This window comes from Roseococcus sp. (assembly GCF_965227005.1).
GTDB lineage: Bacteria > Pseudomonadota > Alphaproteobacteria > Acetobacterales > Acetobacteraceae > Roseococcus.
In genome coordinates this window covers 1-23346 of record NZ_CBDDFJ010000041.1, presented here as the reverse complement: position 1 = coordinate 23346, position 23346 = coordinate 1, and the positions used below count along the sequence as shown (strand labels likewise).

Annotated in this window: 21 protein-coding genes and 2 pseudogenes; 11 read left to right on the top strand and 12 right to left on the bottom strand. The window is 69.1% G+C overall.

Annotated elements, in window-relative coordinates:
- The 7 genes from ACO057_RS22955 to ACO057_RS22925 form a co-directional block, all read right to left on the bottom strand.
- Positions 1–919 (bottom strand): tripartite tricarboxylate transporter permease (locus tag ACO057_RS22955; RefSeq protein ID WP_421995899.1); only part of this gene is annotated, 919 nt, incomplete at its 3' end.
- Between the two features lie 3 nt (positions 920–922).
- Complete coding sequence (locus ACO057_RS22950; RefSeq protein ID WP_421995897.1) at positions 923–1405, bottom strand: tripartite tricarboxylate transporter TctB family protein; 483 nt, start codon at positions 1403–1405, stop codon at positions 923–925.
- A gap of 4 nt (positions 1406–1409) precedes the next feature.
- Positions 1410–2369: a tripartite tricarboxylate transporter substrate binding protein gene (locus ACO057_RS22945; protein ID WP_421995895.1), complete on the bottom strand. Its 960-nt coding sequence runs from the start codon at positions 2367–2369 to the stop codon at positions 1410–1412.
- 38 nt (positions 2370–2407) lie between these two features.
- On the bottom strand, positions 2408–3166 hold the full coding sequence (locus ACO057_RS22940; protein WP_421995893.1) for an SDR family oxidoreductase: 759 nt from the start codon (positions 3164–3166) through the stop codon (positions 2408–2410).
- Positions 3167–3210: 44 nt separating this feature from the next.
- The gene (locus ACO057_RS22935) at positions 3211–4218 is read right to left on the bottom strand and encodes a tripartite tricarboxylate transporter substrate binding protein (protein ID WP_421995891.1); all 1008 of its coding nucleotides are present in this window, start codon (positions 4216–4218) and stop codon (positions 3211–3213) included.
- Between the two features lie 108 nt (positions 4219–4326).
- Positions 4327–5358 carry a zinc-dependent alcohol dehydrogenase gene (locus ACO057_RS22930; protein WP_421995889.1) on the bottom strand — a complete coding sequence of 344 codons (1032 nt, stop codon included), beginning with the start codon at positions 5356–5358 and terminating at the stop codon, positions 4327–4329.
- A gap of 2 nt (positions 5359–5360) precedes the next feature.
- On the bottom strand, positions 5361–7085 hold the full coding sequence (locus ACO057_RS22925; protein WP_421995887.1) for an acetolactate synthase catalytic subunit: 1725 nt from the start codon (positions 7083–7085) through the stop codon (positions 5361–5363).
- 89 nt (positions 7086–7174) lie between these two features.
- On the opposite strand from ACO057_RS22925, the gene ACO057_RS22920 reads away from it, so the two are divergent.
- From ACO057_RS22920 to arsB, 6 genes are all read left to right on the top strand, one after another.
- A complete protein-coding gene (locus tag ACO057_RS22920; protein WP_421995886.1) occupies positions 7175–7882 on the top strand; it encodes a GntR family transcriptional regulator in 708 nt (235 codons plus the stop codon).
- A 27-nt stretch (positions 7883–7909) separates the two neighbouring features.
- Positions 7910–8032: a hypothetical protein gene (locus ACO057_RS22915; RefSeq protein WP_421995884.1), complete on the top strand. Its 123-nt coding sequence runs from the start codon at positions 7910–7912 to the stop codon at positions 8030–8032.
- A 276-nt stretch (positions 8033–8308) separates the two neighbouring features.
- Complete coding sequence (locus ACO057_RS22910; RefSeq protein WP_421995882.1) at positions 8309–8671, top strand: ArsR/SmtB family transcription factor; 363 nt, start codon at positions 8309–8311, stop codon at positions 8669–8671.
- Positions 8668–10041: an NAD(P)-binding protein gene (locus ACO057_RS22905; protein ID WP_421995880.1), complete on the top strand. Its 1374-nt coding sequence runs from the start codon at positions 8668–8670 to the stop codon at positions 10039–10041. Before ACO057_RS22910 ends, ACO057_RS22905 begins: the two co-directional genes overlap by 4 nt.
- Entirely contained in the window at positions 10038–10460 is a 423-nt protein-coding gene (gene arsC / locus ACO057_RS22900; protein WP_421995878.1) for an arsenate reductase (glutaredoxin), read from the top strand. Before ACO057_RS22905 ends, arsC begins: the two co-directional genes overlap by 4 nt.
- Positions 10457–11506, top strand: coding sequence for an ACR3 family arsenite efflux transporter (arsB, locus tag ACO057_RS22895; RefSeq protein ID WP_421995876.1), 1050 nt, complete (start codon positions 10457–10459; stop codon positions 11504–11506). The genes arsC and arsB overlap by 4 nt, the downstream gene beginning before the upstream one ends.
- Before the next feature lie 286 nt (positions 11507–11792).
- Here arsB and ACO057_RS22890 read toward each other — a convergent pair whose 3' ends face one another.
- The 3 genes from ACO057_RS22890 to ACO057_RS22880 form a co-directional block, all read right to left on the bottom strand.
- Positions 11793–12932 carry a CaiB/BaiF CoA transferase family protein gene (locus ACO057_RS22890; protein ID WP_421995874.1) on the bottom strand — a complete coding sequence of 380 codons (1140 nt, stop codon included), beginning with the start codon at positions 12930–12932 and terminating at the stop codon, positions 11793–11795.
- Positions 12933–13727, bottom strand: coding sequence for an enoyl-CoA hydratase (locus tag ACO057_RS22885; protein ID WP_421995872.1), 795 nt, complete (start codon positions 13725–13727; stop codon positions 12933–12935).
- An 88-nt stretch (positions 13728–13815) separates the two neighbouring features.
- Positions 13816–14766, bottom strand: a complete 951-nt coding sequence (locus ACO057_RS22880; protein ID WP_421995870.1) for a LysR family transcriptional regulator — start codon at positions 14764–14766, stop codon at positions 13816–13818.
- A gap of 95 nt (positions 14767–14861) precedes the next feature.
- Here ACO057_RS22880 and ACO057_RS22875 point away from each other — a divergent pair, with 95 nt between their 5' ends.
- Positions 14862–15839 carry a Bug family tripartite tricarboxylate transporter substrate binding protein gene (locus ACO057_RS22875; protein WP_421995868.1) on the top strand — a complete coding sequence of 326 codons (978 nt, stop codon included), beginning with the start codon at positions 14862–14864 and terminating at the stop codon, positions 15837–15839.
- A gap of 63 nt (positions 15840–15902) precedes the next feature.
- Here ACO057_RS22875 and ACO057_RS22870 read toward each other — a convergent pair whose 3' ends face one another.
- Positions 15903–17669, bottom strand: a complete 1767-nt coding sequence (locus tag ACO057_RS22870) for a LysR family transcriptional regulator (protein WP_421995866.1) — start codon at positions 17667–17669, stop codon at positions 15903–15905.
- Between the two features lie 101 nt (positions 17670–17770).
- Between ACO057_RS22870 and ACO057_RS22865 the strand changes: the two are divergent.
- From ACO057_RS22865 to ACO057_RS22850, 4 genes and pseudogenes are all read left to right on the top strand, one after another.
- Positions 17771–19389, top strand: a pseudogene (locus ACO057_RS22865) (urocanate hydratase).
- Positions 19389–20015 carry a glutathione S-transferase family protein gene (locus ACO057_RS22860; protein WP_421995864.1) on the top strand — a complete coding sequence of 209 codons (627 nt, stop codon included), beginning with the start codon at positions 19389–19391 and terminating at the stop codon, positions 20013–20015. Before ACO057_RS22865 ends, ACO057_RS22860 begins: the two are co-directional and overlap by 1 nt.
- The gene (locus tag ACO057_RS22855; protein WP_421995862.1) at positions 20015–21076 is read left to right on the top strand and encodes a DUF917 family protein; all 1062 of its coding nucleotides are present in this window, start codon (positions 20015–20017) and stop codon (positions 21074–21076) included. Before ACO057_RS22860 ends, ACO057_RS22855 begins: the two co-directional genes overlap by 1 nt.
- Positions 21077–21224: 148 nt before the next feature.
- Positions 21225–22804: pseudogene (locus ACO057_RS22850) on the top strand (ABC transporter substrate-binding protein).
- Positions 22805–22874: 70 nt separating this feature from the next.
- Here ACO057_RS22850 and ACO057_RS22845 read toward each other — a convergent pair.
- Positions 22875–23346: MFS transporter (locus ACO057_RS22845; RefSeq protein WP_421995860.1), on the bottom strand; the 472-nt coding region annotated here is incomplete at its 5' end.

Below are 23346 nucleotides of genomic sequence, written 5' to 3'. Positions count from 1 at the left end.
CCGCTTCGGGGCCCGCGACGCCTTCGATCGCGCCCTTGCCGAACTCTTCCGGACGCTTGGCCAGCCGCTTCTCCACCGCATAGGAGAGGAAGGAGGCGAGCACCGCGCCGCCGCCCGGCAGCAGGCCGACCAGGAAGCCCAGCACCGAGCCGCGCATGATGGGCGCGACCGACCGGCGGGCCTCCTCCCTGTTCGGCAGGAAGCCGAGCAGCGAGGAGGGCGGTCGCAGGATCTCCAACTTGGTGTTGGGCATCAGCGCCAGGTAGAGCAGCTCCGACAGGCCGAAGAGGCCGAGCGCCAGCGGCGTGATGTTGATGCCGTCCACGAGCTCCGGAACGCCGAAGGTGAAGCGCGCCGTGCCCGAGATGGGGTCGAGCCCGATCGCGCCGAGCATCAGCCCGAGCAGCGCCATCAACCCGGCCTTGGCGAGGCCCGAGGCGGCGAAGAAGGCGATGAGCGAGAGCCCCGCCAGCATGAGTGCGGCGTATTCCCAGGGCCCGAAGGCGATGACCAGCTCGGCCAGCGGCGGCGAGAGGATCATGACGCCGAGGATACCGACCGTGCTCGCGAAGAAGGAGCCGATGGCTGCGATGCCCAGGGCCGCGCCGGCGCGGCCTTTCTTCGCCATCTCGTAGCCGTCGATGCAGGTGACGACCGATGAAGCCTCGCCGGGGATGCGCATCAGCACCGAAGTCAGCGTGCCGCCATAGGCGACGCCGTAGTAGATGCCGGCCAGCAGGATGATCGCGCCCGTCGGGTCGAGCTTGAGCGTGATGGGCAGCAGCAGCGCGATCGTCGTGGCCGGGCCCAGGCCGGGCAGCACGCCGACGACGGTGCCGAGGAACGCGCCGAGCAGGCAGAGGCTGAGATTCTGCCAGGAGGAAAGCACGACGAAGCCGTGCATCAGGCCTTCGAACATGGATCAGGCGTTCCGCAGCAGGCCGAGGGAGTAGAGCGCCCGCTCCGCGATGCCGCCCGGGAAGGGCACGCCGAGCGCGGTCCCGAAGACCAGGACGATGCCCGCCGTCAGCGTGACGCCGTAGAAGACGGCCTGCCCCCAGGAGGTCCGCTCGCCGAAGCGCAGCATCACGACGGTCGCGACCACCATCGGCAGGATGAAGCCGAGATAGGGCAGCGCGATCGCGACACCGAGCATGGCCGCGCCATAGGCGAGGAAGGTTCCGTTCGCGAAGGGACGCGCGCCGCCTTCCGGCTCGACGTTCGGATCGCCGGGCCAGGCGAGGACCGCCAATGCCATGATGCCGATGAGCACCGAGAGCACCTGCGGCATCAGCCCGGGGCCCGGGCCATCCCAGCCCCAGGCTTCGAGCTTCGATGCCTCCCGCCATCCGAAGATGGCGAAGAGGACGCCGCCCAGGGCGACGTAGCGCGCCGTCCGCGTCATGCGGTCACCGACGCCGGGCGAGGCCGGCCTCGCGCAGCTGCGGGCCGAAGCGGTCGTAGGCGGCGCGGATGGTGGTCTCGAACTCCGCGGGCTGCAGGATGGAGGTCACCATGCCGAAGCGGCCGAGGATCTCGGCGAGGGCTGGCTTCTGCGCGGCCTCCAGGAAGGCGCGCGTCAGCAGGTCGGCGCGCTCCTGCGGGATGCCCTTGGGGCCGATGATGCCGATCATCGAATCCACCACGACGTCGACGCCCTGCTCCTTCAGCGTCGGCACGTCGGGATATTCCTTCCAGCGGCCCTCGCTCGCGGAGGCGAGCAGGCGCAGGCGACCGGACTGCAGCGCGGGCAGCATCTCCGGCGGGTTCTGGATCACCGCGTCCACGTGGCCGCCGAGGGCCGCCGTCACCGCCTCTGCGCCCGAGCCGAAGGGCACGAACTGGAAGCGCGTACCGGTGACACGGGCGATGTCGAACATGCCGATGTTGTTCGGCGCGCCCGTGGCGCCGAAGGTGGTGCGGCGCGCCTTGGCCGCGTTCACCAGATCCATGATGTTCCGGTGCGGCGATTCCGCGCGGACCGCGATGCCGTAGAGATAGCGCGCGAAGGACGGCAGGAAGGTGAAGTCGTTGGAGCTGTAGGTGACGTCCAGCATGTGCGGCGCGATGGCGAGGCCGGCGAGGCCCGTCGTGCCGATGGTGTAGCCGTCGGGGCGCGCGGCCGCGACCGTCTGCACGCCCACCGTGCCCTGGCCACCCGGCCGGTTCACGATCTGCACGGGCACGCCGAGGATCTTCTCGGCTTCCGCGGCGATGGCGCGGGTGGAGACGTCGGTCGAGCCGCCGGGGCCGTACTGGACGATGATGGTGATCTCGCGCTCGGGCCAGGCGGCCTGGGCGATGGCGGGCGCGGCCAGCGTGGCGGTGCCGGCGACGATGCCCCGGGTAATGAAGGTACGGCGTTGCATGGGTGGATCCTCCTGGGATGTTTCTTGGTGAGGCGGCGTCAGGGCATGTAGCTGCCGCCGCCGACGTCGATCGTCGTGCCGGTCAGGTATCCGGCGGCGTCGGAGGCGAGGAAGTTCACGACCTCCGCGACGTCCTCCGGCTCGCCGAGGCGGCCGAGCGGGATGCGCGCGAGGAAGGCGTCGTTCATGCCCGGCGCGGCGCCGGCCACCATGTCGCTGTTGATGCGGCCCGGAGCGACGCTGTTGACCGTGATGCCGAAGGGACCGAGCTCGGCCGCGAGATTGCGCGCGAAGCCCATGAGGCCGGTCTTGGAAGTGCCGTAGTAGGAGCCGGTGATGTTGCTCGCCACGCGCGCGGCCTGGCTTGTCATCATCACGACGCGGCCCCAGCGGCGCTTCTTCAGCACGGGAATGGAGATGCGCGAGAGCATGAAGGGCCCGGTCAGGTTCACGTCCATCACGCGACGCCATTCGGCCAGCGAGATATCCTCCACCAGCTTCTTGCGGCCGTCGACCTTGGGCGAGATGCCCGCATTGTTCACGAGCACGCCGAGCGAGGACCACCAGTCGCCTAGTACCTCCGGCAGCGCCTCGACCGCGGCGTCGTCGGCGACGTCGAGGCGGATGGCGCGGGCCTGGAAGCCCTCGGCCACGAGGGCGGCGGCCGTCGCGTCCACGCCGTCGAGCACGTCGGCGAGAACGACGGGATGCCCCGACTGCGCCAGGCGCCGGGCGATGGCAGCACCGAGGCCGCGCGCGGCTCCGGTGACGAGGGCGACGCGATCGGTGTTGCTCATGGGCGGACCTTGGGTGAGGGAAAGGGGTTCATCGCGGCGCCGGCTCAGGAGTCCACGGTGATGCCGAGGCGCTGCACCATTTCGCGCTCGCGGGCGGACTGGACGGTCACGTAGCGCAGGTAATCGGCCGGGTCGTAGTAGGCGAGCGGCATGTCGAAGCGCGCGCGGATCGCCTGGTTGGCGGGCTCGAAGAGGCCGACCTTCAGCGCCTCGTGCAGGCGGTGGACGATCTCGGGATCCAGGCCCTTGGGGCCGCTGATGCCGTAGGGCGTGGAACTCGTCATATCGATGCCGAGCTCCCTGAGCGTGGGCACGTCGGGGAAGCGCGGCGCGCGCTCGGCCGACCAGACGTTCAGCGCGCGCATGTCACCGGAGGCGACGAAGGGCGCCCAGGCGGCGCTGTCGGCCACCATGTCCACATGGCCGCCGAGCGTCGCCGTCATCGCCTCGGCGCCGCCGCGATAGGGCACGTGGGTGATCTGGATGCCCGTGCGCTCCATGATCTCGACCATGGCGAGATGCGGCGAGGAGCCTGCGCCGGTGGCGCCAAAGGTCAGCTTGCCGGGATTCTCGCGGGCATGGGCGACGAGCTGCTGCCAGCTGCGGAAGGGGCTGTCGGCCTTCACGACCACGCCGTAGAGCCAGCCGGCCACGCCCACGACATGGGTGAAGTCCGTCACCGGATCCCAGCGCGGCGTGCGCGTCATGTAGGGCCAGCGCATCACGGTGTGGTGCATGACGGTCAGCGTGTAGCCATCCGGCCGCGACTGGGCCGCGACCTGCTGGGGCCCGAGCGTGCCCGAGACGCCAGGGCGGCTGTCCACGATGATGTTCTGCCCGAGGACGCGCGAGGCGGTATCGCACATGCCGCGGATCTGCGCGTCGGCGGAGCCGCCGGTGGGCCAGGGGAAGACGAGGCGGATGGGCCGGTCGGGGAAGTTCCCCTGGGCCAGGGCCGGGGCGGCGAGCGAAGCGCCGGCCAGGGCGAGCACCGCGCGGCGCGTGGCGGCGGCGTGGGCCGGCGGTGGGCGTGAATTCGCGTCCTGGGTCATGTCGCTTCCTCGTGTTCTGATTTCAACGAGGGGCGCGGTTTGGGTCGCCCCGTCCGCGCCTCCCCGGTACTCTTCTTCCCAAGGCGGCGCCGTCTCCGGCGCCGCGGCTCAGGGCAGCAGGATCACCTTGCTGGCGGCGCGCTGGCGGGCGAGCTCGAAGCCCTCCAGCCCACGCTCCAGCGGCAGGCGGTGGGTGATCATCGGGCGGAAGCTCTCGGGGTCGCGGCCCAGCAGCGCGATCACCCGGTCCCAGGTGCCGCGCTTGGAGCCATGCGAGGCGCGCAGCTGGTGGCGGTTCCGCACGAAGACGGTGAGCGGCAGGGTCAGCGGACCGTCATGGATACCGGCCGCGACCAGGATACCGTCTCGCTTCAGCAGCGGCAGGGCCTCGGCGATGGAGGGCGGGTAGCCCGTGGCCTCCAGCACCACGTCGACGGGGGTGCCGCCGGTGAGCTTCAGCACCTGCTCGGCCATGGGGCCGTCGGCGATGTCCACGACGTCGGGGAAGCCGAGCTGCTTCAGCACGTCGAAGCGCGGCCCGTCGCCGCGACCGACGATGATGACGCGTCCGGCACCGGCCGCCCGCGCCATGAGCGCGAGCCCTTGGCCGATCGTGCCGGGGCCGAGGACGAGCACGGTGTCGCCCAGCGAGACCTCGCCCACCAGCACGGCGTCGGCGGCGACGGCCAGCGGCTCGACCAGCGCGCCGAGCTCGGCATCGACGGCATCGGGCAAAGCCACGACATTGGCGATCGGCACGTTCAGCAGGCGCGTGAAGGCGCCCTCGCAGGTCAGGCCCATCGAACGCCGACGTGTGCAGGCGCGCACGTCGCCGCGCACGCAGGCGGCGCAGCTGCCGCAGGGCATGCCCGGATGCACCGCGATGCGCGTGCCGGTCGCGATGTTCGTGCCCGCTCCGGCGGCGGTGACGTGGCCGGCGAATTCATGGCCCATCGTCACCGGCAGGTAGGGTTCCAGATGGCCGTAGCCGTCCGACCATTCGAAGGCGTGCACGTCGCTGCCGCAGATGCCCACGGCCTCGATGCGCACGGTCACCTCGCCCGCCCCGGGGGCGCCCGGCTCGGGCACCTCCGTCGCGTCGAGGCCGAAGGCCGGCTTCGTCTTCTGGAGCGCGAACATGCTCAGAAGGGCTCCGGGAACTGCCCGTGGTAGAAGGTGAGCGGCGGCTTGCCGTTCGGGTCCGTCAGCACCTCGATCAGGTAAGGCTCGTTGGACGCGAAGGCGGTGTCCAGCGCGGGCCCGACGTCCTCGCCCTTCGTGACGCGGATCGACTTCACGCCGCAGGCCGTGGCGATGGCCGCGTGGTCCACCTCGGCGAAGTCGCAGGCGATGGTGTGCTCGCCGTACTTCGTGTCCTCGGCGTGCTTCTGGAAGCCCAGGATGCCGTTATTCAGCACCACGACCGTGACCGGCACCTGCAGGCGGCGCAGCGTCTCGAGCTCGGCCCAGCTATGGCCGAAGCCGCCGTCGCCGCAGAGCACGACGACCCGCTTGTCGGGTGCGGCGACCTGCGCGCCGATACCCAGCGGCACGCCCCAGCCGAGGCCGGCCAGGCCGCGCGGCGTGAGGAAGCGCTGGCCCGCCCGCTTGGCGGTGATGTAGCCGGTGATCCAGTTGGACGAGTAGGAGGCGTCGGCGCAGACGATGCCGTCGTCGGGCAGGCGCTTGTCGATCTCGGTGACCACGCGCTCGGGGCGGACCGGGCCGCCGTCGCGGGTGGTGACGCCGGCGATCAGCTTGCGCCAGTCGGCGACGGCCTTGGCGATCTGCGCCTCGACCTTCGGCCGCGCGGCGGCGCGGGTGGCGAGGTCGAGCTTCACGATCTCGGCATGCAGGGCGGCGAGGGTGAGCTTGGCGTCGCCCATCAGGCGCAGCGCCTCGTAGTTGCGGCCGATCTCCATGCCATCGGGGTCGATGTGGATGAAGGTCGCGGCGCGCGGGTAGAGCTGCCAGGAATCCGTGCCGTTCTGGTTCGTTCGGTTGCCGACCAGCAGCACGACGTCGGCGTTCTCGACCATCGGGCGCAGGTCGCGCGTGCGGGCGCCGAGGCCCATCGTGTTGCCGACGACGCCGAGCGAAAGCGGATGGTTCTCGTCGACGCTGCCCTTGCCCATGAAGGTGGTGGCGACCGGCAGGTGCGCAGCTTGCTGCAGCGCCGCCAGCTCCTGCGCCGCATCGGAAAGATGCACGCCGCCACCGGCGATGATGAGCGGCGCCTTGGCGGCGGCCAGCAGCGCGGCGGCCTCAGCGATACGGGTCGGATCGGCCGTGGTGCGATCCAGCGGGAAGGTGCCGAGATTGGCCTTGCGGCGGGAGACGGGGCCGGCCTTTTCGGTCAGCAGATCGGCCGGCAGCAGCAGGACGGCCGGGCCCGGGCGGCCCGAGGTCGCGGCGGCGAAGGCCATGTCCACGTAGTCTTCCAGCCGATCGGACCGGTCGATGCGGCGGGTGAACTTCGACACGGCGGAGAAGAGCGCGATGTGGTCGATGTCCTGGAAGGCATTCTTGTCGGTCGCGTCGCGCGTCACTTCCTGCACGAGCGCGATGACCGGAACACTGGCCTTCATCGCTTCGGCGAGCGGCGGGACCAGCAGCGTCGCGGCGGGGCCGTTCTGCGCGGTGACGACACCGACCTTGCGCGAGATGCGCGCATAGCCGTCGGCCATCGTGCCGCCCATGTTCTCCTGCCGGTAGACCTTCTGCTCGATGCCGACATGCGGCGCCGCCAGGTGGAAGGCGGAGGGCAGGCTCTGCCCGAAGGTCACCGTGACGCCATGGCGGGCGAAGGCCTCGGCGAGACGCAGGGCGACATTGGTGTTGGCAACGGCGGGGCCGGTGTCGGGCATGCTTTCGTTTCCTCCAGGACTATTTGATGTTTGCAATAGCAAACTTCATGTCGCTTGACGGGTCAACCCGTCGCGATCGATCTTGGCGTATGGATATCGAACCCGCCCTCCAACCCATCGACCGCGCGGAAAGCCTTGCGGGCAAGGTGTACCAACGGCTGCGCAGCGCGCTGGTCGGTGGCCGACTTGTGCCTGGGCAGCGGCTCGTCCACCGCCTGCTGGCGACCGAGCTGGGCGTGAGCCCGACCCCAGTCCGGGAAGCGCTCCTGCGCCTGGTGTCCGAAGGCGCGCTGGAACTCGACGCCCGCGGCATCGCCTGGGTGCCGCGGCTGGAGGTCGAGCGCTACGAAGAGATCATGGACCTGCGCGTCGAATTGGAGGGCCGCGCCGCCGCCCGCGCCGCCCTGCTCGCAACGCCGGCGGACATCGCGACGCTGACGGCGATCCAGACGCACTTGCTGGAAGGTCGCCGGGCGATGGACCGGCACGTGGTGCTGGAGGAAAATGAGCGCTTCCACTTTGGCGTCATCGCCGTAGCCCGACTGCCCGTTCTCCAGCGGGTGGTGGAAAGTCTGTGGGTGCAGGTGGGACCGACGATCAACCTGCTTTTCTCCGGACCGCGCGAGCTTTCGCCGCAGGGCCATCCGCACGACGCGCTGCTGGCGGCGCTCTCCGCGCGCGACGCGGTAGCCGCGCGCGACGCGGTGCGACGCGATCTCTACGAGCATGCTCAAGTGCTGTCCCCGCTGCTGGAACGCGAGCGCCGGGCAGACGCGACTTCATCGGAGCAACTTTAAAGCCGAAAAGGCTGGACGAACTGCGGCATGAGGGATGGTTTCAACCTCATCCCGGCGACCATGCCCGACAGCCTCGACGCCTTCGTGGATCTGGTCCCCGAGTTGCAGCGGCGCGGCATCTTCCGGAATGCCTGGGAGGCGTCTCCGTGACGGTTGTCAGGTTGATGAGCGTGTTGCCGGTCAGGTCAGTACCATAGGACCCCTCCCGCGCCGTTCGAAAGCACGTTGGTGCAACGTCGACCGTCAGCGTTTCTGGATGCTCCCGCAAAACCTCCCCCGGCTTCTCTGGGCGTCGCGATGCGTACGAATCCGCGCGAACGAGGAGCAGCTTGCCGATAGTGCCGCGCGCCGGTCGCAACGGGCCATGCGCCTATGACAAGGCTGCCCTCGGGTTGACAAGCGCCAAGATTCGATATTTCTAGAATTATGGAATCATCGGACGCCGTCGCGGCGCTTGCGGCTCTTGCCCAGGACAGTCGCCTTCAAGTCTTCCGCCTTCTCGTCCAGGCCGGCCCTGAGGGGCTGGCGGCTGGACGGATTGGTGACGCGCTCCATCTTCCCGGCGCCACGCTCTCCTTCCACCTGACGCAGCTGCGCACCGCAGGGCTCGTGACGTTTCGGCGCGACGGCCGATCCCTGATCTATGTCGCCGAATACGGCGCCATGAACGCCCTGATCGGCTTCCTCACCGAGAACTGTTGCGGTGGTGATCTAGGGGCCTGCATGCCGAAGCAGGGCGGCGCCTGCACCCCAGCCCTATCCGCAAAGTCAAAGAGGCTTCCAACATGAGCATGAAGGAATTGCCCGTCGCCGTGATTGGCGCCGGCCCTGTAGGGCTTGCCGCTGCCGCGCATCTCGCCATGCGAGGGATGCCCTTCATCGTGCTGGAGGCTGGCTCAGGCGTTGCCGCAAGCGTCCGGCGCTGGGGGCACGTCCGCATGTTCACGCCGTGGCGCTATTGCGTGGACACTGCCGCCAAGGCGCTGCTGGACGCCTCAGGCTGGGTCCACCCGGCTGTCGAGGCCATTCCTACCGGCGCCGATCTGGTGGACGCGTACCTCGCTCCGCTGGCTGCGCTGCCTGATCTCGCGCCGCACATCCGGCTTGAGCGCCGGGTCGTCGCGGTGACGCGGCGGGGCTTCGACAAGGTGAGGACGCAGGGCCGAAGCGAGGTGCCCTTTGTGCTGCGCGTCAGAGGCCCGGACGCCACACTGGAGACGATAGAGGCGCGAGCCGTCATCGATGCCTCTGGCACATGGGAGTTACCCAATCCTGCCGGTGCGGACGGCCTGCCGGCGATAGGCGAGCCGGAGGCCGCGAGCCACATTGCCTACGGGATACCGGACGTGCTGGGCGAGGCGCGGCATCGCTATGCGAGGCGTACCACCGCCGTCATTGGAGCCGGGCACTCTGCACTGAACATCCTGATAGATCTGGCGGCGCTACGGGATCGTGAACCGGGAACGCGCGCGCTGTGGATTATGCGACGGGAGAATGTCGAGGCCGCGTTTGGGGGGGAGGCGGCCGATGGTCTGCCGGCTCGCGGCGCGCTCGGCAGCCAGGCCCGGCATCTCGTGGAGAGCGGCGCGGTAGAGGTGCTGACGCCCTTCCGCATCGGTGGCATCCATCTGGACGACGACGCCGGCCTGCGTGTCGTGGGCGAACATGCCGGGCAGGCTTCGGCCTTCACCGCGGACGAGCTGATCGTCGCCACCGGCTTCCGGCCGGAGCTGGGCATGCTGCGCGAGGTGCGCCTTTCGCTCGACCCCTGGCTGGAATGTGCCGAAGCCCTCGGCCCCTTGATCGATCCCAACCTGCATAGCTGCGGCACGGTGCGCCCGCATGGCGCCCGTGAGCTGGCCCATCCCGATCATGACTTCTTCATCGCAGGCATGAAGAGCTACGGCCGGGCGCCGACCTTCCTGCTCGCCACCGGCCACGAGCAGGTGCGGTCCATCGCGGCGGCCCTGGCCGGGGATATGGAAGCTGCGGCAAGGGTGGAGCTGGAGCTGCCCGAAACAGGCGTATGCAGCGCGCCAGCGCCTTCCACGACGCCGGGAGCCATCCCTGTCGCCCAAAGCTGCTGCGCGCCGCCCAAGCCGAAAATCAATGCCTGCTGCTCGACCAACAAGGCATCCGCGCCGGAGCCCGCCGAATGACGATCACCATCTACCACAACCCGGATTGCGGCACGTCACGGAACACGCTGGCCATGATCCGCAACAGCGGCACCGAGCCCACCGTCATAGAATACCTCAAGACGCCGCCGACGCGCCCGGAACTGATGGACCTGATCCGTCGCATGGGCCTCACCGTGCGCGCCCTTCTGCGGGAGAAGGGAACGCCATACGCGATGCTGGGCCTGGACGATGTCACCCTTACGGATGACCAGCTTGTGGACGCGATGATGGCGCATCCGATCCTGATCAACCGTCCTATCGTCGTGACGCCACTGGGCGTGAAGCTCTGCCGCCCATCCGAAGCGGTGCTCGACATCCTGCCCGATACGCAGCGCGGCGCCTTCGTGAAGGAGGATGGCGAGAAGGTCGTGGCCGCCTCGGGCCAGCGCCTCGCATGAGTGACGCGGCTATCGCGGCCAAGCCGGCCGCCATGGGCTTTTTCGAGCGGTATCTGACGCTCTGGGTCGCCCTCTGCATCGTCGTCGGTATCCTCCTCGGACAGGCGGTGCCGGGCGTCTTCCATGCCCTTGGCGCCATGACCTTGGCGGAGGTGAACCTGCCGGTCGCGGTGCTCGTCTGGCTGATGATTATTCCTATGCTGCTCAAGATCGATCTTGCTGCGCTCGGGAAGGTCGGCGCGCATTGGCGGGGGATGGCCGCGACGGTAGGAATCAACTGGCTGGTGAAGCCCTTCTCCATGGCGCTTCTCGGCTGGCTCTTCATCGGCACGCTCTTTCGTGCCTGGCTCCCGGCCGATCAGATTGACAGCTACATCGCCGGCCTGATCCTGCTGGCCGCCGCGCCCTGTACCGCCATGGTTTTCGTGTGGAGCAACCTCGTTGACGGCGAGCCTCACTTCACGCTCGGGCAGGTCGCCTTGAACGACATCATCATGATCGTGGCCTTCGCTCCGGTTGTCGGTCTGCTCCTCGGCCTGTCGGCCATCGTCGTGCCCTGGGACACACTGCTGCTCTCGGTCGGGCTCTACATCATCGTGCCGGTGGTCGTGGCGCAGCTCTGGCGCCGTGCGCTCCTGGCGCGCGGCGCGCTGGACAACACGTTGCGGAGGCTCGGCCCGTGGTCGCTCGTGGCCCTGCTCGCGACGCTGGTGCTGCTCTTCGGCTTCCAGGGCGAGCAGATCATCCGGCAACCGATGGTCATCATGCTGCTGGCCGTGCCGATCCTGATCCAGGTGTATTTCAACGCGGGGCTTGCCTACTGGCTCAATCGCAAGCTCGGCGTGGAATGGTGCGTCGCCGGACCTTCGGCATTGATCGGCGCCAGCAACTTCTTCGAGCTGGCGGTCGCGACGGCCATTGCGCTCTTCGGCTTTCAATCCGGTGCCGCGCTGGCGACGGTGGTGGGCGTGCTGGTGGAGGTGCCGGTCATGCTCTCGGTCGTCCATATCGTGCGCCGCTCGCGCGGCTGGTATGAGCGGGGCTGACCCATATGACGCAAAGGCGTGGCGTCATCGGCCGACCGCATGATCGACAAGCACGGCGGCGGGACGTATGGCGTTTCACCGCCCCGCTTGATGTCCAATCCTCGACCGTTTGGAGCATCGTTTCCGGCGGCCGGTAACGCCCTTTTAGGGTCGCCACCGGCCGGAAGCCGCGAGTCCGATTTTGGGAAGCTGGCGGCAGAACCGGACGTATCGCATGGTTTGGTCGACCGAGATCGGGGCGGTTTCTGCAGGCCGTCTCACGACCGCAATGAACCTGCCAAACGCTTCATTGTCCTGGGCCTGCGGTGGCGCTGACGAACCCCTCCGCTCCGCCGAGTCGAGGCGAGGCTAGCCGCGCGACGGGCCGGACCCCGTCGAAGCTGAGGGGCATCGCGACCAAACGCACCTCGGGGGTGTCGGGCACCTCCTGCACCATGCCGAGGGCAGTCGTCTGCTCGTGGCTGAGCACCTCAGGAATGCTCTGGATCGAGGCGCACGGGACGCCGGCTGCCTCCAGTAGCTCAGCCCATTCCGCACGCGGCCGCGCCCGGAGCTCGGCACTCACCAGCGCCTCAATCGCCTCGCGATTCGTCACCCGGTCGCTATTGGCGAGAAAACGCGGATCCAGAGCCCATTCCGGATGGCCGAGCACCTCCGCCAGCTTGCGGAACAGCCGGTCGCTGCCCGCCCCAATGATCAGCGGACCGTCGGCCGTCGGGAAGGCGCCGTAGGGTACAACCGACGCATGCTTGGAGCCTTCGCGTCGCGGCGGCGTGCCGGAGGCCAGGAAGTTGGAGGTCGCAATACTGGTCCAGGCGATGGCCGTCTCGAAGAGCGAGGTCTGCACCAGGCAGCCTTCGCCCGTGCGGGCGCGGCGCACGAGCGCGCCCAGCACACCGATCGCCGCCCACATGCCCGAGCCCAGGTCATTGATCGACGGGCCACAGCGAACCGGCGTTCCGTCGGCTTCACCCGTGATGCTCATGGGGCCGCCGAAGGCCTGTACCAGCAGTTCGTAGCCCGGCTGCCGCTTCATCGGGCCGAGATGCCCGAAGGCGCCGATATCGGCGTAGATCAACCGCGGGAAGCGCTCGCGCATCGCCTGCGGACCGATGCCGAGCTTCTCCGGCAGGCCAGGGCGGAGATTGTGGACAAAGACATCCGTTTCGCCCAGCAGCTCCAGCATGCGGGCGAGTCCCTCCGGCGACTTCAGGTCGAGGGCCACGCTGCGCTTGTTGCGGTTCATCTGGTGGAACAGGGCGGCATCGCCGTTCCAGAATGGCGGTCCCCAGCCTCGCGCGTCGTCCCCGCCCTCGGGTCGCTCGATCTTGAGGACCTCGGCGCCGAGGTCCGCAAGGATCTCCGCCGCATAGGGTGCGGCGAGGATCTGCCCGAGCTCCAGGACCCGGATGCCCGCGAGGAGCAACTACTTCTTCCTCGCCGCCTGATGGTCGAGGAATCGCTGCAGCAGTTCGCGCGGTTCGGCGACCTCGTGAGTCTCGGCGAAGATGTCGATGCCGCGCTGGACGGCCTGCTCGATCGGCAAGGTCTCCCAGGCGCGGATGAGCTTCTTCTGCAGCCGCATGCCGCGCACGCTGTTGGCCGCCAGCGAAGTCAGCCACTCGTCCACCGCGGTGTCCAGGTCAGCGAACGGCACGACACGCTCAATTAGGCCCCATTGCAGAGCTTCCTCGGCGGGAATCATGTCGCCGAGCAGCAGCATCTGCCGCGTGCGCCCCCATCCGATCAGCCCCGGGAAAAGGGCGGCCTCCACCACGGAGGGCATGCCGAAGCGCACTTCCGGCATGCCGAGCTTCGCGCCGGCGACGGCGACCCGCATGTCGCACGCCGCCATCACTTCGAGGCCGGCACCGAGGGTGAAGCCATTCACCCGGCCGATCACCGGGACGGGGCAGTCGCGCAGGCAGCGGCACGCCTCATGGACGCCGGTGATGAAGGCCCGGGCCGCACCGGGCTCCTCCAGCCTGGAGAGCTCGTTGATGTCGGCGCCGCCGATGAAGGCCTTCTCGCCCCAGCCGGTGACGACGATGCCCCGCAGATCGTCATCCTGACCGAGACGCTCGATGGCACTCACAAACTCGCGGATGACGGTGGAGTTGAGGGCATTCAGCTTCGCGCGGTTGTCGATGGTCACATGCGCGATGCCCGGGAATTCGGGGCGCGTCTCATAGCGGATATGAACGTGGGTGCCAGTGGACATCAGGGTGTTCGCTCCAAGGATATGGGGCGCGAGACAACCAGCTTTCGATCAGATGATCCAAGACTAGGATCTGCTGGCTGCCATAGGTTTAGTCTATGGCAGATCCCAGTCGCGCGTCCCAGCTTCCTGTGTCCACCAGCCCGGCCGCAACCCGTAGGATCGTCTCCTCCACGGCCCGGACGGCCCGCGTCTGCGGCACTTCCGCCTGGCCGCAGAGGAAGACCGAGCGCCGGAGCGCAGGCGAGACGATACGCGCGGCCGCAATCCGGCCTGCGGCCAGATCCTCCCGCACCGAGTTGCTGGAGAGCACCGCGTGGCCGACGCCGGCGGCGACCAGTTCCTTGATCTGCGGGATGGCGTCCACCTCCACCAGGGTGCGCAGCTCGATCCGGGCGCGCCGGGCGTAGTCGTTCAGAAGCTCGCGCAGGCTGTGCGGGCGGCCGGGGATGACGAGCGGCAGCTGCGCCAGGCGGGAAAAGCGCAATGGCTTCGGCGCGATCCCGCCCGCCCCATTCTCGAACGCGCCGGGCGGGCCGATAACAAGGAGCTCCTCGTCGAGCAGGCGTCGCGCCTTGAGCCCCACCGTGTCCGCCTCGCGGAAAACGAAGCCGGCATCGATCCGCCCCGTGCGCAACAGTTCGGGAATGTAGCCCGTGTTGCTCTCGCGCACGCTCAGCGAAACACGCGGCAGGCTGCGGAGCACCTCCTCCACAAGCGGTCGCGTCAGCACCATGGCCACGGACTGCGGGAAGCTGACGGTGACGCTGCCGATGGTCGCCGCGGCGTCGCCCAGCAGGTCGTCGCGGGCGAGCGTCAGTGCCCGGACGATCTGCCGCGCATGGCCGAGCAGCTTGGTGCCCGCCTCGGTCAGCACGACGCCGCGCGGGATGCGGTGGAGGAGCTGCGAGCCGAGCTCGCCCTCCAGGTTGCGGATCTGGGCGCTCAGCGCGGGTTGGGCGACGTGCAACCGCTCGGCCGCGCGGGAGATCGAGCCCTCCTCGGCGATCGCGATGAAGTAGCGGAGGATGCGGATGTCCATCAATCCATAATATCGAAGTATGGCAGCGATCACCAATAGGGCTTTGTGCTCTGGCTCCGGGACAGGCAGCTTCCCGGCAAAGACGGAGGAACGACATGAACGCCACGAGGCGCGGCCTGCTGGCCGCCGGCCTGCCCCTGCCCATCATTCGCGCCGCCCGCGCCCAGGACTGGCCCGCCGGCCGGACCATCCGCGTCCTGGTCGGCTATCCGGCGGGAGGTCCCACCGACCTCGTCGCCCGTCTCGTCGCCGCCGGGCTGCGCGACGCCATCGGCGCGCCCGTGATCGTGGAGAACCGCGGCGGAGCGAGTGGGAGCATCGGCGCCGTGGCGGCTGCGCGTGCCGAACCGGACGGCACCACCCTCTGGCTCGGGCCGGTGCAGACGCAGGTGCTGAATCCGCTGCTCATGCGCAACATCAGCTACGATCCGCTGAAGGATTTCGTCGGCATCGGCACGGTTGCGGCGCTGCCGAACGCGCTGGTGGTCAATCCGCGCACGCTGGATGTTCGCTCCGTGCAGGAGCTCATCGAGCGAGGCAAGCGTGAGCCAGGCGCCCTGACCTATGGGACCTATGGCGCGGGCAGCTCGCCGCACATGTTCGCCGTCCTGCTGCAGAAGATCGCTGGCTTCGAGGCGTTGCAGGTTCCCTATCAGGGCAGCGCTCCCGCTTCGACCGCGCTGCTGGCGGGTGACATCAGCTTCCTCTTCGACAACATCACGACGACCGTGGCGCAGGCGCAGGGCGGCCGGGTGCGCCCGCTGGCGGTGACCTCGCGCCGGCGCTCACCTGCGATGCCGAGCGTGCCGACCATGGAGGAGGCCGGCGTTCCCGGCTTCAACCTCAACTTCTGGTTTGCCCTTTACGCTCCCGTGCAGACTCCGGCGCCCATCGTCGCCCGGTTGCGGGAGGCCCTGGCCCGTGCGGTAGCCACGCCGGAATTCGCCCAGCAGCTGGCCGCGCGGGGCGCCGATCCGTTTGTGACGCCCGAGGCGGAGCTTCAATCATTCTTCGAATCGGAGGCGCGAAGCTGGGCCGCCCTCGTGCGGGATGCCGGCCTGCGGCCAGAGTAGGCCGGCTCGGCCATGACAACCCGATCGGCGCCTTTCAGGGGCCGAAAGCCAAATGGGCCGGCCTCAATCGGCCACTTCCGCCAGCGCGGCGGCCATATGCGCCGCGAACAGATCCACCAAAGCCAGCGTCTCGTCGCGCAGGGTCTCGCCGTGCCGGCGCACCAGGCAGATCTGCCGTTCCAGCGCCGGCTCGATGACCACGTTCACCTGCAGTTGCGCCAACGCGCCCCGCACCGCACCAATCGGCAACAGTGTGGCCCAACCGCCCGATTTCACCAGGCGGATCGTCGTGGCCAGGCTGTCGATCTCCGCGGCCGGCACGATGTCCAGCCCGGCCTGCGCGGCGCCGCGATCGAGGATCCAGCGCAGCCCGTGATGCCGCCCCGGCAGTGCGAGCCGCAAGCCCGCCGCTGTCCGCAGCGTCACCGGCCCGGGCGGCAGCAGCCCCGCCTCGGCCGCCGTCACCACGACCAGCTTCTCGCGCGTGATCGGTCGCACGACGAGGCCGGGCTGTACGGCGTCGTTGTCCACAAAGGCGCATTCGATGCTGGAATTCAGCACCATCCGCCGCAGCTCCTGGCTCAGCCCTTCCACGAGATGCAACTGGCGATTGGGGAAGCGCTGATTCCAGTCCGCGGCGCTGCGGGCGACCACATCGGCCAGCAGGCTCATCTCGTCCAGCGCGGGCACGCAGCCGGCGCGGACCTGCTCGCGCGGACGTGTCAGGTTGGGGCCGAGGCGCGCGAGGTCCTGCAGGAAGGCGGCGGCCGCCGGCGCGAGCGATTGACCAATGGCGGTGGGCGTGAGGCCGTGCGGATGGCGATGGAACAGGCGCTGCCCGAGCTCCGTCTCCAGATGGCGGAGGCGCAGCGTGGCCGCCGGCTGTGCGATGCCGAGCTCGCGGGCGGCGCGCGTGAGGCTCGCATGGCGCCAGGCGGCTTCGAAGGTATCGAGATGCTCGCGCTCGACCGCGACGTGCTGCGCCTCGGGCGCCGGAGCGCGTAGCGCAGCCGCGCCGATGTGGTCGTGAAAGGCCTTGGCCAGCGCGGCCTTCAGCATGTCGTCCCCCGCGCTGGTCAGGAGCTGCCAGCCGGGGCCGCCGGCCAGCGGCGGCAAAAGCGTCAGTTCCGCTTTGCTCTCGCGCAGCCAGCCCGGCAGCATCAGCGAGGGCAGCAGCACAGGCCGTCGCCAGGGCCGTGGCAGGTCGTCCAGCCGGTCGGGTGTGACGTCCAGCAGGACGGGAGCAAGGCCGCAGGCCCCCGCCTGGGCCATCGCGCCTTGCATGAATGAGGGCGGCAACTCCGGAATGCCGACGCTGCCGGTGCCATCGGATGGCCCGGCCAGCACCCATTGCTCGACCAAATCTACCGGCGCCTCGCTCGCTTCCAGCATGAAGCCGGATTGCGCCGCCCAGGCGCCCAGGCCGGGTGAGAAAGCGTGCAAATGCAGCCAGGGCCTCGATGGCGCGAGCTTCGCCGCGGCCTCGCTCACCGCGTCGCGCGCCGGGCTGCCGGGCCCCGCCAGGCGCAGGCCGACAGCGACGATCTCCAGCGGTCGCAAGGCTGGATCGTGGAGGCGTTGCAGGGCGCCTTCCAACTCGCCCAGGAGCTGCCGCGCGATCGGCTCGAACTGCCGTCCCGCCGCGGTCGGAACCAGCCCGCCCACATGCCGGTCGAAGAGTTTCGCGCCGAGCACGGCCTCCAGCGCCGAGATCTGCACGCTGAGTGTGGCAGGCGCGCGGCCCAGCCGCCGCGAGGTGGCCGACAAACTCCCCGTCTCGAAGGCTGCCAACGCGCAGCGCAACTGACGAAGAGTTGGCAGGGTCGGCATCAGCCTTCGCTCAATCTTATGGCCTTCGTCATGAAGCCATATTGGACGGTCGCCATCCCACTGCAACAGGCTTGCCACATCCAGACGGATGAGGACGGTCGATGGCACGCAACATCAAGGCCCAACGCGGCAACATCCTGCGCTGCAAGGGCTGGCGGCAGGAGAGCATCCTACGGATGCTGGAAAACAACCTCGAGAACGGCGAGGACCCCGAGAACCTCATCATCTACACCGGCGCCCGCGCCGCCCGGAGCTGGGAGGACTACGACCGCATCGTCGGCGCGTTGAAGGAGCTGGAGGCCGACGAGACGCTGGTCTGCCAGTCCGGCCGCGCCGTGGCCAAGTTCCGCTCGCACGACCGCGCGCCCCGCGTCGTCATGGCCAACGGCAATGTCCTGGGGCGCTGGGGCAACCCGGACCAGTTCTTCGAGCTGGAGCAGAAGGGCCTGACCGTCACCCCCGGCATGACCGCGGCGGCGTGGCAGTATATCGGCAGCCAGGGCATCCTCCAGGGCACCTACCAGTCCTTCGTCGGCGCCGGGCAGCAGTTTTTCGGCGGCGACCTGCGCGGGCGCATGATCCTCACCGCCGGCTGCGGCGGCATGGGCGGCGCGCAGCCGCTGGCCGGCAAGCTCGCGGGTGCCGCGACGCTGGTGGTCGAGCCTTCGCGCGCGAAGATCGAGCGGCGCATCGCCAGCGGGTATTGCGACCGCATCACCGAAAGCCTCGACGAGGCGCTGAACTGGATCCTCGACGCCAAGGCCAATCGCGTCGCGATCTCCGTTGGGCTCGTGGGCAATGCGGCCGAGGTGCATCCCGCGCTGCTGGCCCGCGACATCATCCCCGACGTCGTGACGGATCAGGTGAACACCGACCCCTATCGCGGCTACATCCCGGCCGGCATGACGCCGGAACAGGCGGCGCAACTGGCCGAGACCGACCAGGCCGAGCGCAAGCGCCGCGCCGAGGAGAGCCTCCTGGTCCATTCCCGCGCGATGCTGGAGTTCCGCCGGCGCGGCGCCATCGTCTTCGAATACGGGAACGGGCTGCGCCTGCGCGCCGCCGATCTCGGCGAGAAGGACATGCTCACGATGGAGAGCTTCGTGACCATGTTCATCCGTCCGCTCTTCTGCGACGGCTACGGGCCTTTCCGCTGGCTCGCCGTCTCGGGCGATCCGCAGGACATCGCGACGTGGATGGGATCATCGAGGAGACGTTCTCGCACAACCACTCGATCAACCAGTGGATCGCACTCGCTCGCGAGCATGTTCACTTCACCGGCCTGCCGGCGCGCATCGGCTGGCTCGGCCATGGCGAGCGCAGCCTGCTCGCCACCAAGGTCAACGAGGCCGTGGCAGCCGGGCGCACCAAAGGGCCCATCGCCTTTACCCGTGACCATCTGGACGCGGGCTCCGTGGCCAATCCGTTCCGCGAGAGCGAGAAAATGCAGGACGGCTCGGAGGCCATCTCCGACTGGCCGATCCTCAACGCGCTGCTGGCCTGCGCCAATGGCGCGGACCTCGTGGCCGTGCATTCGCGCGGCGGTTATTCGAACCAATCCGCCGGGCAGACCACGGTGGCCGACGGCAATCCGCTTTCGGCCGAGCGGCTGCGCGCGGTGCTGGATGGCGACACGGGCATCGGCATCATGCGCCACGCCGAGGCGGGCTATGAGCGCGCGCTGACCAACAAGGCCCATTACGGGCTGGGCTTCGCCTGATGTACGTCCTCCACGACAGCAAGCTCTCCGGCAATGCGTGGAAGGTGCGCATCCTCCTCTCGCAGCTCGGCCTGCCCTTTCGGCGCGTGACCTACGTGCTCCCCGAAGGGAAGACCCGGCTGCCCGAATATCTCGCGAAGAATCCCGTGGGCAAGGTGCCCATGCTGGAGCTGCCCTCCGGCGAGGCGCTCTTCGAGAGCAACGCCATGCTCTACCACCTCGCCGACGGCACGCCCTACCTGCCCGATGGGCTGGACCGCGCCCGCGTCCTGCAATGGATGCTCTTCGACCAGTCGGAGGCACTGAAGGCCCTGGCCGGCGCGCGCTTCTGGATCGGCATCGCGAAGCAGCCGGAGAAGAAGGAGCGCGAGATCCCCGAATGGCATGCCGCCGGCCACAAGGCGCTCGGCATCCTCGACGGGCACCTCGCCGCCCGCGATTTCCTCGTGGCGAACCGCTACACGATCGCCGACCTCGCGAACTTCCCCTACGTCTCCATGGCGCATCAGGGCGATTTCGAGATGTCGCGCTTCCCCAACGTGCTCGCCTGGATCGAGCGCGTGAAGGCGCAGCCGGGCTTCGTGCCCCTCGTCCCGGACGAACCCAGCAAGACGGAAGCCGCCTGATGCCCGTGAAGATGGATCTGGAGGCGCTGGAAGGCGCCATCCTCGGCGGCCTTGTGCTGTCGGCCGGCGGCAGCGGCATGAAGCGCGCCGAGCGCAATCGCCGCATCGGCGAGCAGGCGCTGGATTACGGCCCGCTCTCCATGGTGACGCTGGACGAGCTGTCGGACGACGCCGGCATCATCGTCGCGACCGGCGTCGGCGCGCCTGGCTATGCCAAGGCCATCACCTCGATGCGCGACAGTGTGAAGTCCGCCGAGATGCTGATCGCGGCGACCGGCGGCAAGCTGCCGGCCGGCGTCATGCCCGGCCACGTTCCGGGGCTGATGGCCTGGATGCAGGCGGCGGTGCTCGGCATCCCGCTGGTGGATGCGGCGACCAACGGGCGCGGCCATCCCACGGTGAAGATGGGTGGCATGGGCCTCGCCTCGATGCCCCATGTCCAGGTGACGCAGGCCGGCTGCGGCGGCGCGCCGGATGACCGGGTGGAGATCGTGGTCACGGGCAACATGTCCAAGACCTCGACCATCATGCGCGCGGCCTCGGTGCAGAACGGCGGCAGCATCTATGCGACGCGCGGGCCCTTCGCGGCGAGCTTCGTGCGCAAGGGCGGCGCGCCCGGTGCGATGAGCTTCGCCACCGGGCTCGGTCGCGCCATGCTGGACAAGCCGGCGAGCTTCGCCCGCGTGGAGGCCGCCGCCGCCTTCCTCTCGGGCGAGGTGCTGGTCACCGGCCGCGTTGAACTCAACGACGTGCATTACGAAGGCGGCTTCGACGTCGGCCGCGTCGTCATCAAGGGCGATGGGGGCACCATCACGCTGCATATCTACAACGAGTACATGGCGGCCGACCGCGATGGCGTGCGCGTGCGCACCTTCCCCGACATGATGGGCTCCTTCGACCCCGCGACGGGCGCGCCAATCGCCATCAACGAGATGCCGGTGGGACGCGACGTCGCGATCGTCTCCGGTCCGAACACCGCCTATCCGGTGGGCGCCGGGGCGCGTGACCCGGCCGTGTTCCCGGAGGTGGAGGAGAAGCTGGGCGTGAAGCTTTCGCCCTGACGAGAGGCCTTGGGAGGAAACGGGCGGCAGACCCGAAAGGAGTGACGACGATGCACATGGCGATCCCCGTCCAGCGCCCGCAGGCGCCGCGATGCTGTCGCACCGTCGCGCACTCCCTTTCCCTTCTGACCTCTTCCGGAGAATCCCGATGAACCGTCGCCAGTTTCTCGCAGGCGCCGCCGCCGCGCCGCTGCTGTCCGCCCCCGCCTATGCGCAGGGCGCCACCAAGATCCTGCGCGTCATCCCGGCCGCCAACCTCACCAGCCTCGATCCCATCTGGACGACTGCGCCGGCGACCAAGAACCACGGCTACCTGATCTACGACCAGATCGCCGCGGTGGACGCCCAGTTCATCCCGCGTCCGCAGATGGCCGAGGGCTGGGAGATCAGCGATGACGGTCGCACCTGGGTCTTCACCCTCCGCCAGCCGCTCCGATTCCATGACGGCGAGCCGGTGCGCAGCGCCGACTGCGTGGCCTCCATCAAGCGCTGGTGGGTGCGCGACGTCTTCGGCCAGGTGCTGGCCCAGCACACCGACACGCTCGAGGTGGTGGACGATCGCCGTTTCCGCTTCAAACTGAAAAAGCCCTTCCCGATGGTCGCGGCGGCGCTCGGGAAATCCAACTCCTCGCAGTGCTTCATCATGCCGGAGCGCGTCGCGCAGACCGATCCCGGCCGGCAGATCACCGACACGACCGGCAGCGGCCCCTTCCGCTTCAACCGCGACGAATGGGTGGCGGGCGTGAAGTCCACCTATAGCAGGCACGAGGGCTATGCGCCGCGCAGCGAGCCGGTCAGCAGCATCGCCGGCGGCCGCATCCCCAAGGTGGACCGCGTGGAGTGGACCGTCATCCCCGACCCCGCGACCGCCGCCGGCGCGATGCGCGCGGGCGAGCAGGACTACTGGGACCAGCCCATCCACGATCTGCTGCCCATGCTCCGGCGCGACCGCAACATCGTCGTCGAGCCGCGCGACCGATCGGGCACCTATGCGATGCTGCGCTTCAACCAGCTCCACCCCCCTTCGACAATCCGGCGATCCGCCAGGCCGTGGCCATGGCCGTGGACCAGTCGCAATACATGCAGGCCGTGGCCGGCAATGAGCCCGGCGCCTGGGGCACCTGCGAGGGCTTCTTCGCCTGCTCCGGCCCGATGGCGAGCGAAGCGGGCAATGCGGTGCTGAAGACCAAGAGCGTGGATCGCGCGCGCGCCGCCCTGCAGGCCGCCGGCTACAAGGGCGAGAAGGTCGTCATCATCGTCGCGACCGACAATGCGCCCATCACGGCCGTCAGCGAGGTCACGGCCGATCTGCTGCGGCGGATGGGCATGAACATCGAATATGTCGCGACCGACTGGGGCTCCATGCTCCAGCGCCGCAACAGCCGCGAGCCGGTGGAGCGCGGCGGCTGGAGCATCTTCCACACGCTGTGGAATGGCGCTGACATCCTGAGCCCGGCGGTGAACACCTTGGTCCGCGCCAATGGCGCGCAGGCCTGGTTCGGCTGGCCCACCGACCCAGCGCTGGAGGAGCTTCGCACGGCCTGGTTCGAGGCCTCGGACCCCGCGCGGCAGCAGGCGATCGCCGCGCAGCTCCAGGAAAACGCCTTCCGATCGCTGCCTTATGTCCCGCTCGGCTTCTACGTGCAGTCGGCGGCGTGGCGGCGGAACGTCACGGGGGTCTTTCCCGTGCCGACCACCGTCTACTGGAACATCGACAAGGCGGGCTGAGCTCTTTGTGGCGTTTCGCGGCGGATCGACGATGTCGGCCTGCCGCGCCCGTTGGGCCGCGCGCGGAGGCTCAGGCCGCGACCCGCGGCGGCGGGCGCATCAGCAGGATCCCCACCAGCAGCGCCGGCGCCCCGCACACAAAGAATCCGAGGCCGTGGCTGCCGGTGAGGTAGAGCAGCACCGAATAGACCAGCGGCAGCAGCAATCCGCCGATCTGGCCGAAGGACAGCACCCCGCCCGTCGCCATGCCGCGCATGCCCGGCGGGGCGAGCCGCGACGCCTCCGCCAGCAGCACCCCGTGCCAGGACATGGCGGTGGCGCTCAGGCAGGAGGCGACGAAGCCGATCAGCAGCACCGGCCAATGCGGCCCATAGAGTCCCGTGAAGGCCGTGCTGGCCGCCATGCCGAGCGAGAGCGCGCCCATCATGCGGCGCGGCGAGACAGAGGTGCTGCCCAGCCATCCCCAGAGGATGCGGCAGGGTACCGCGATGAACATCGCCACGGAAAACACCAGCCCCGCCAGCGCCAGGCTGTGGCCGAGC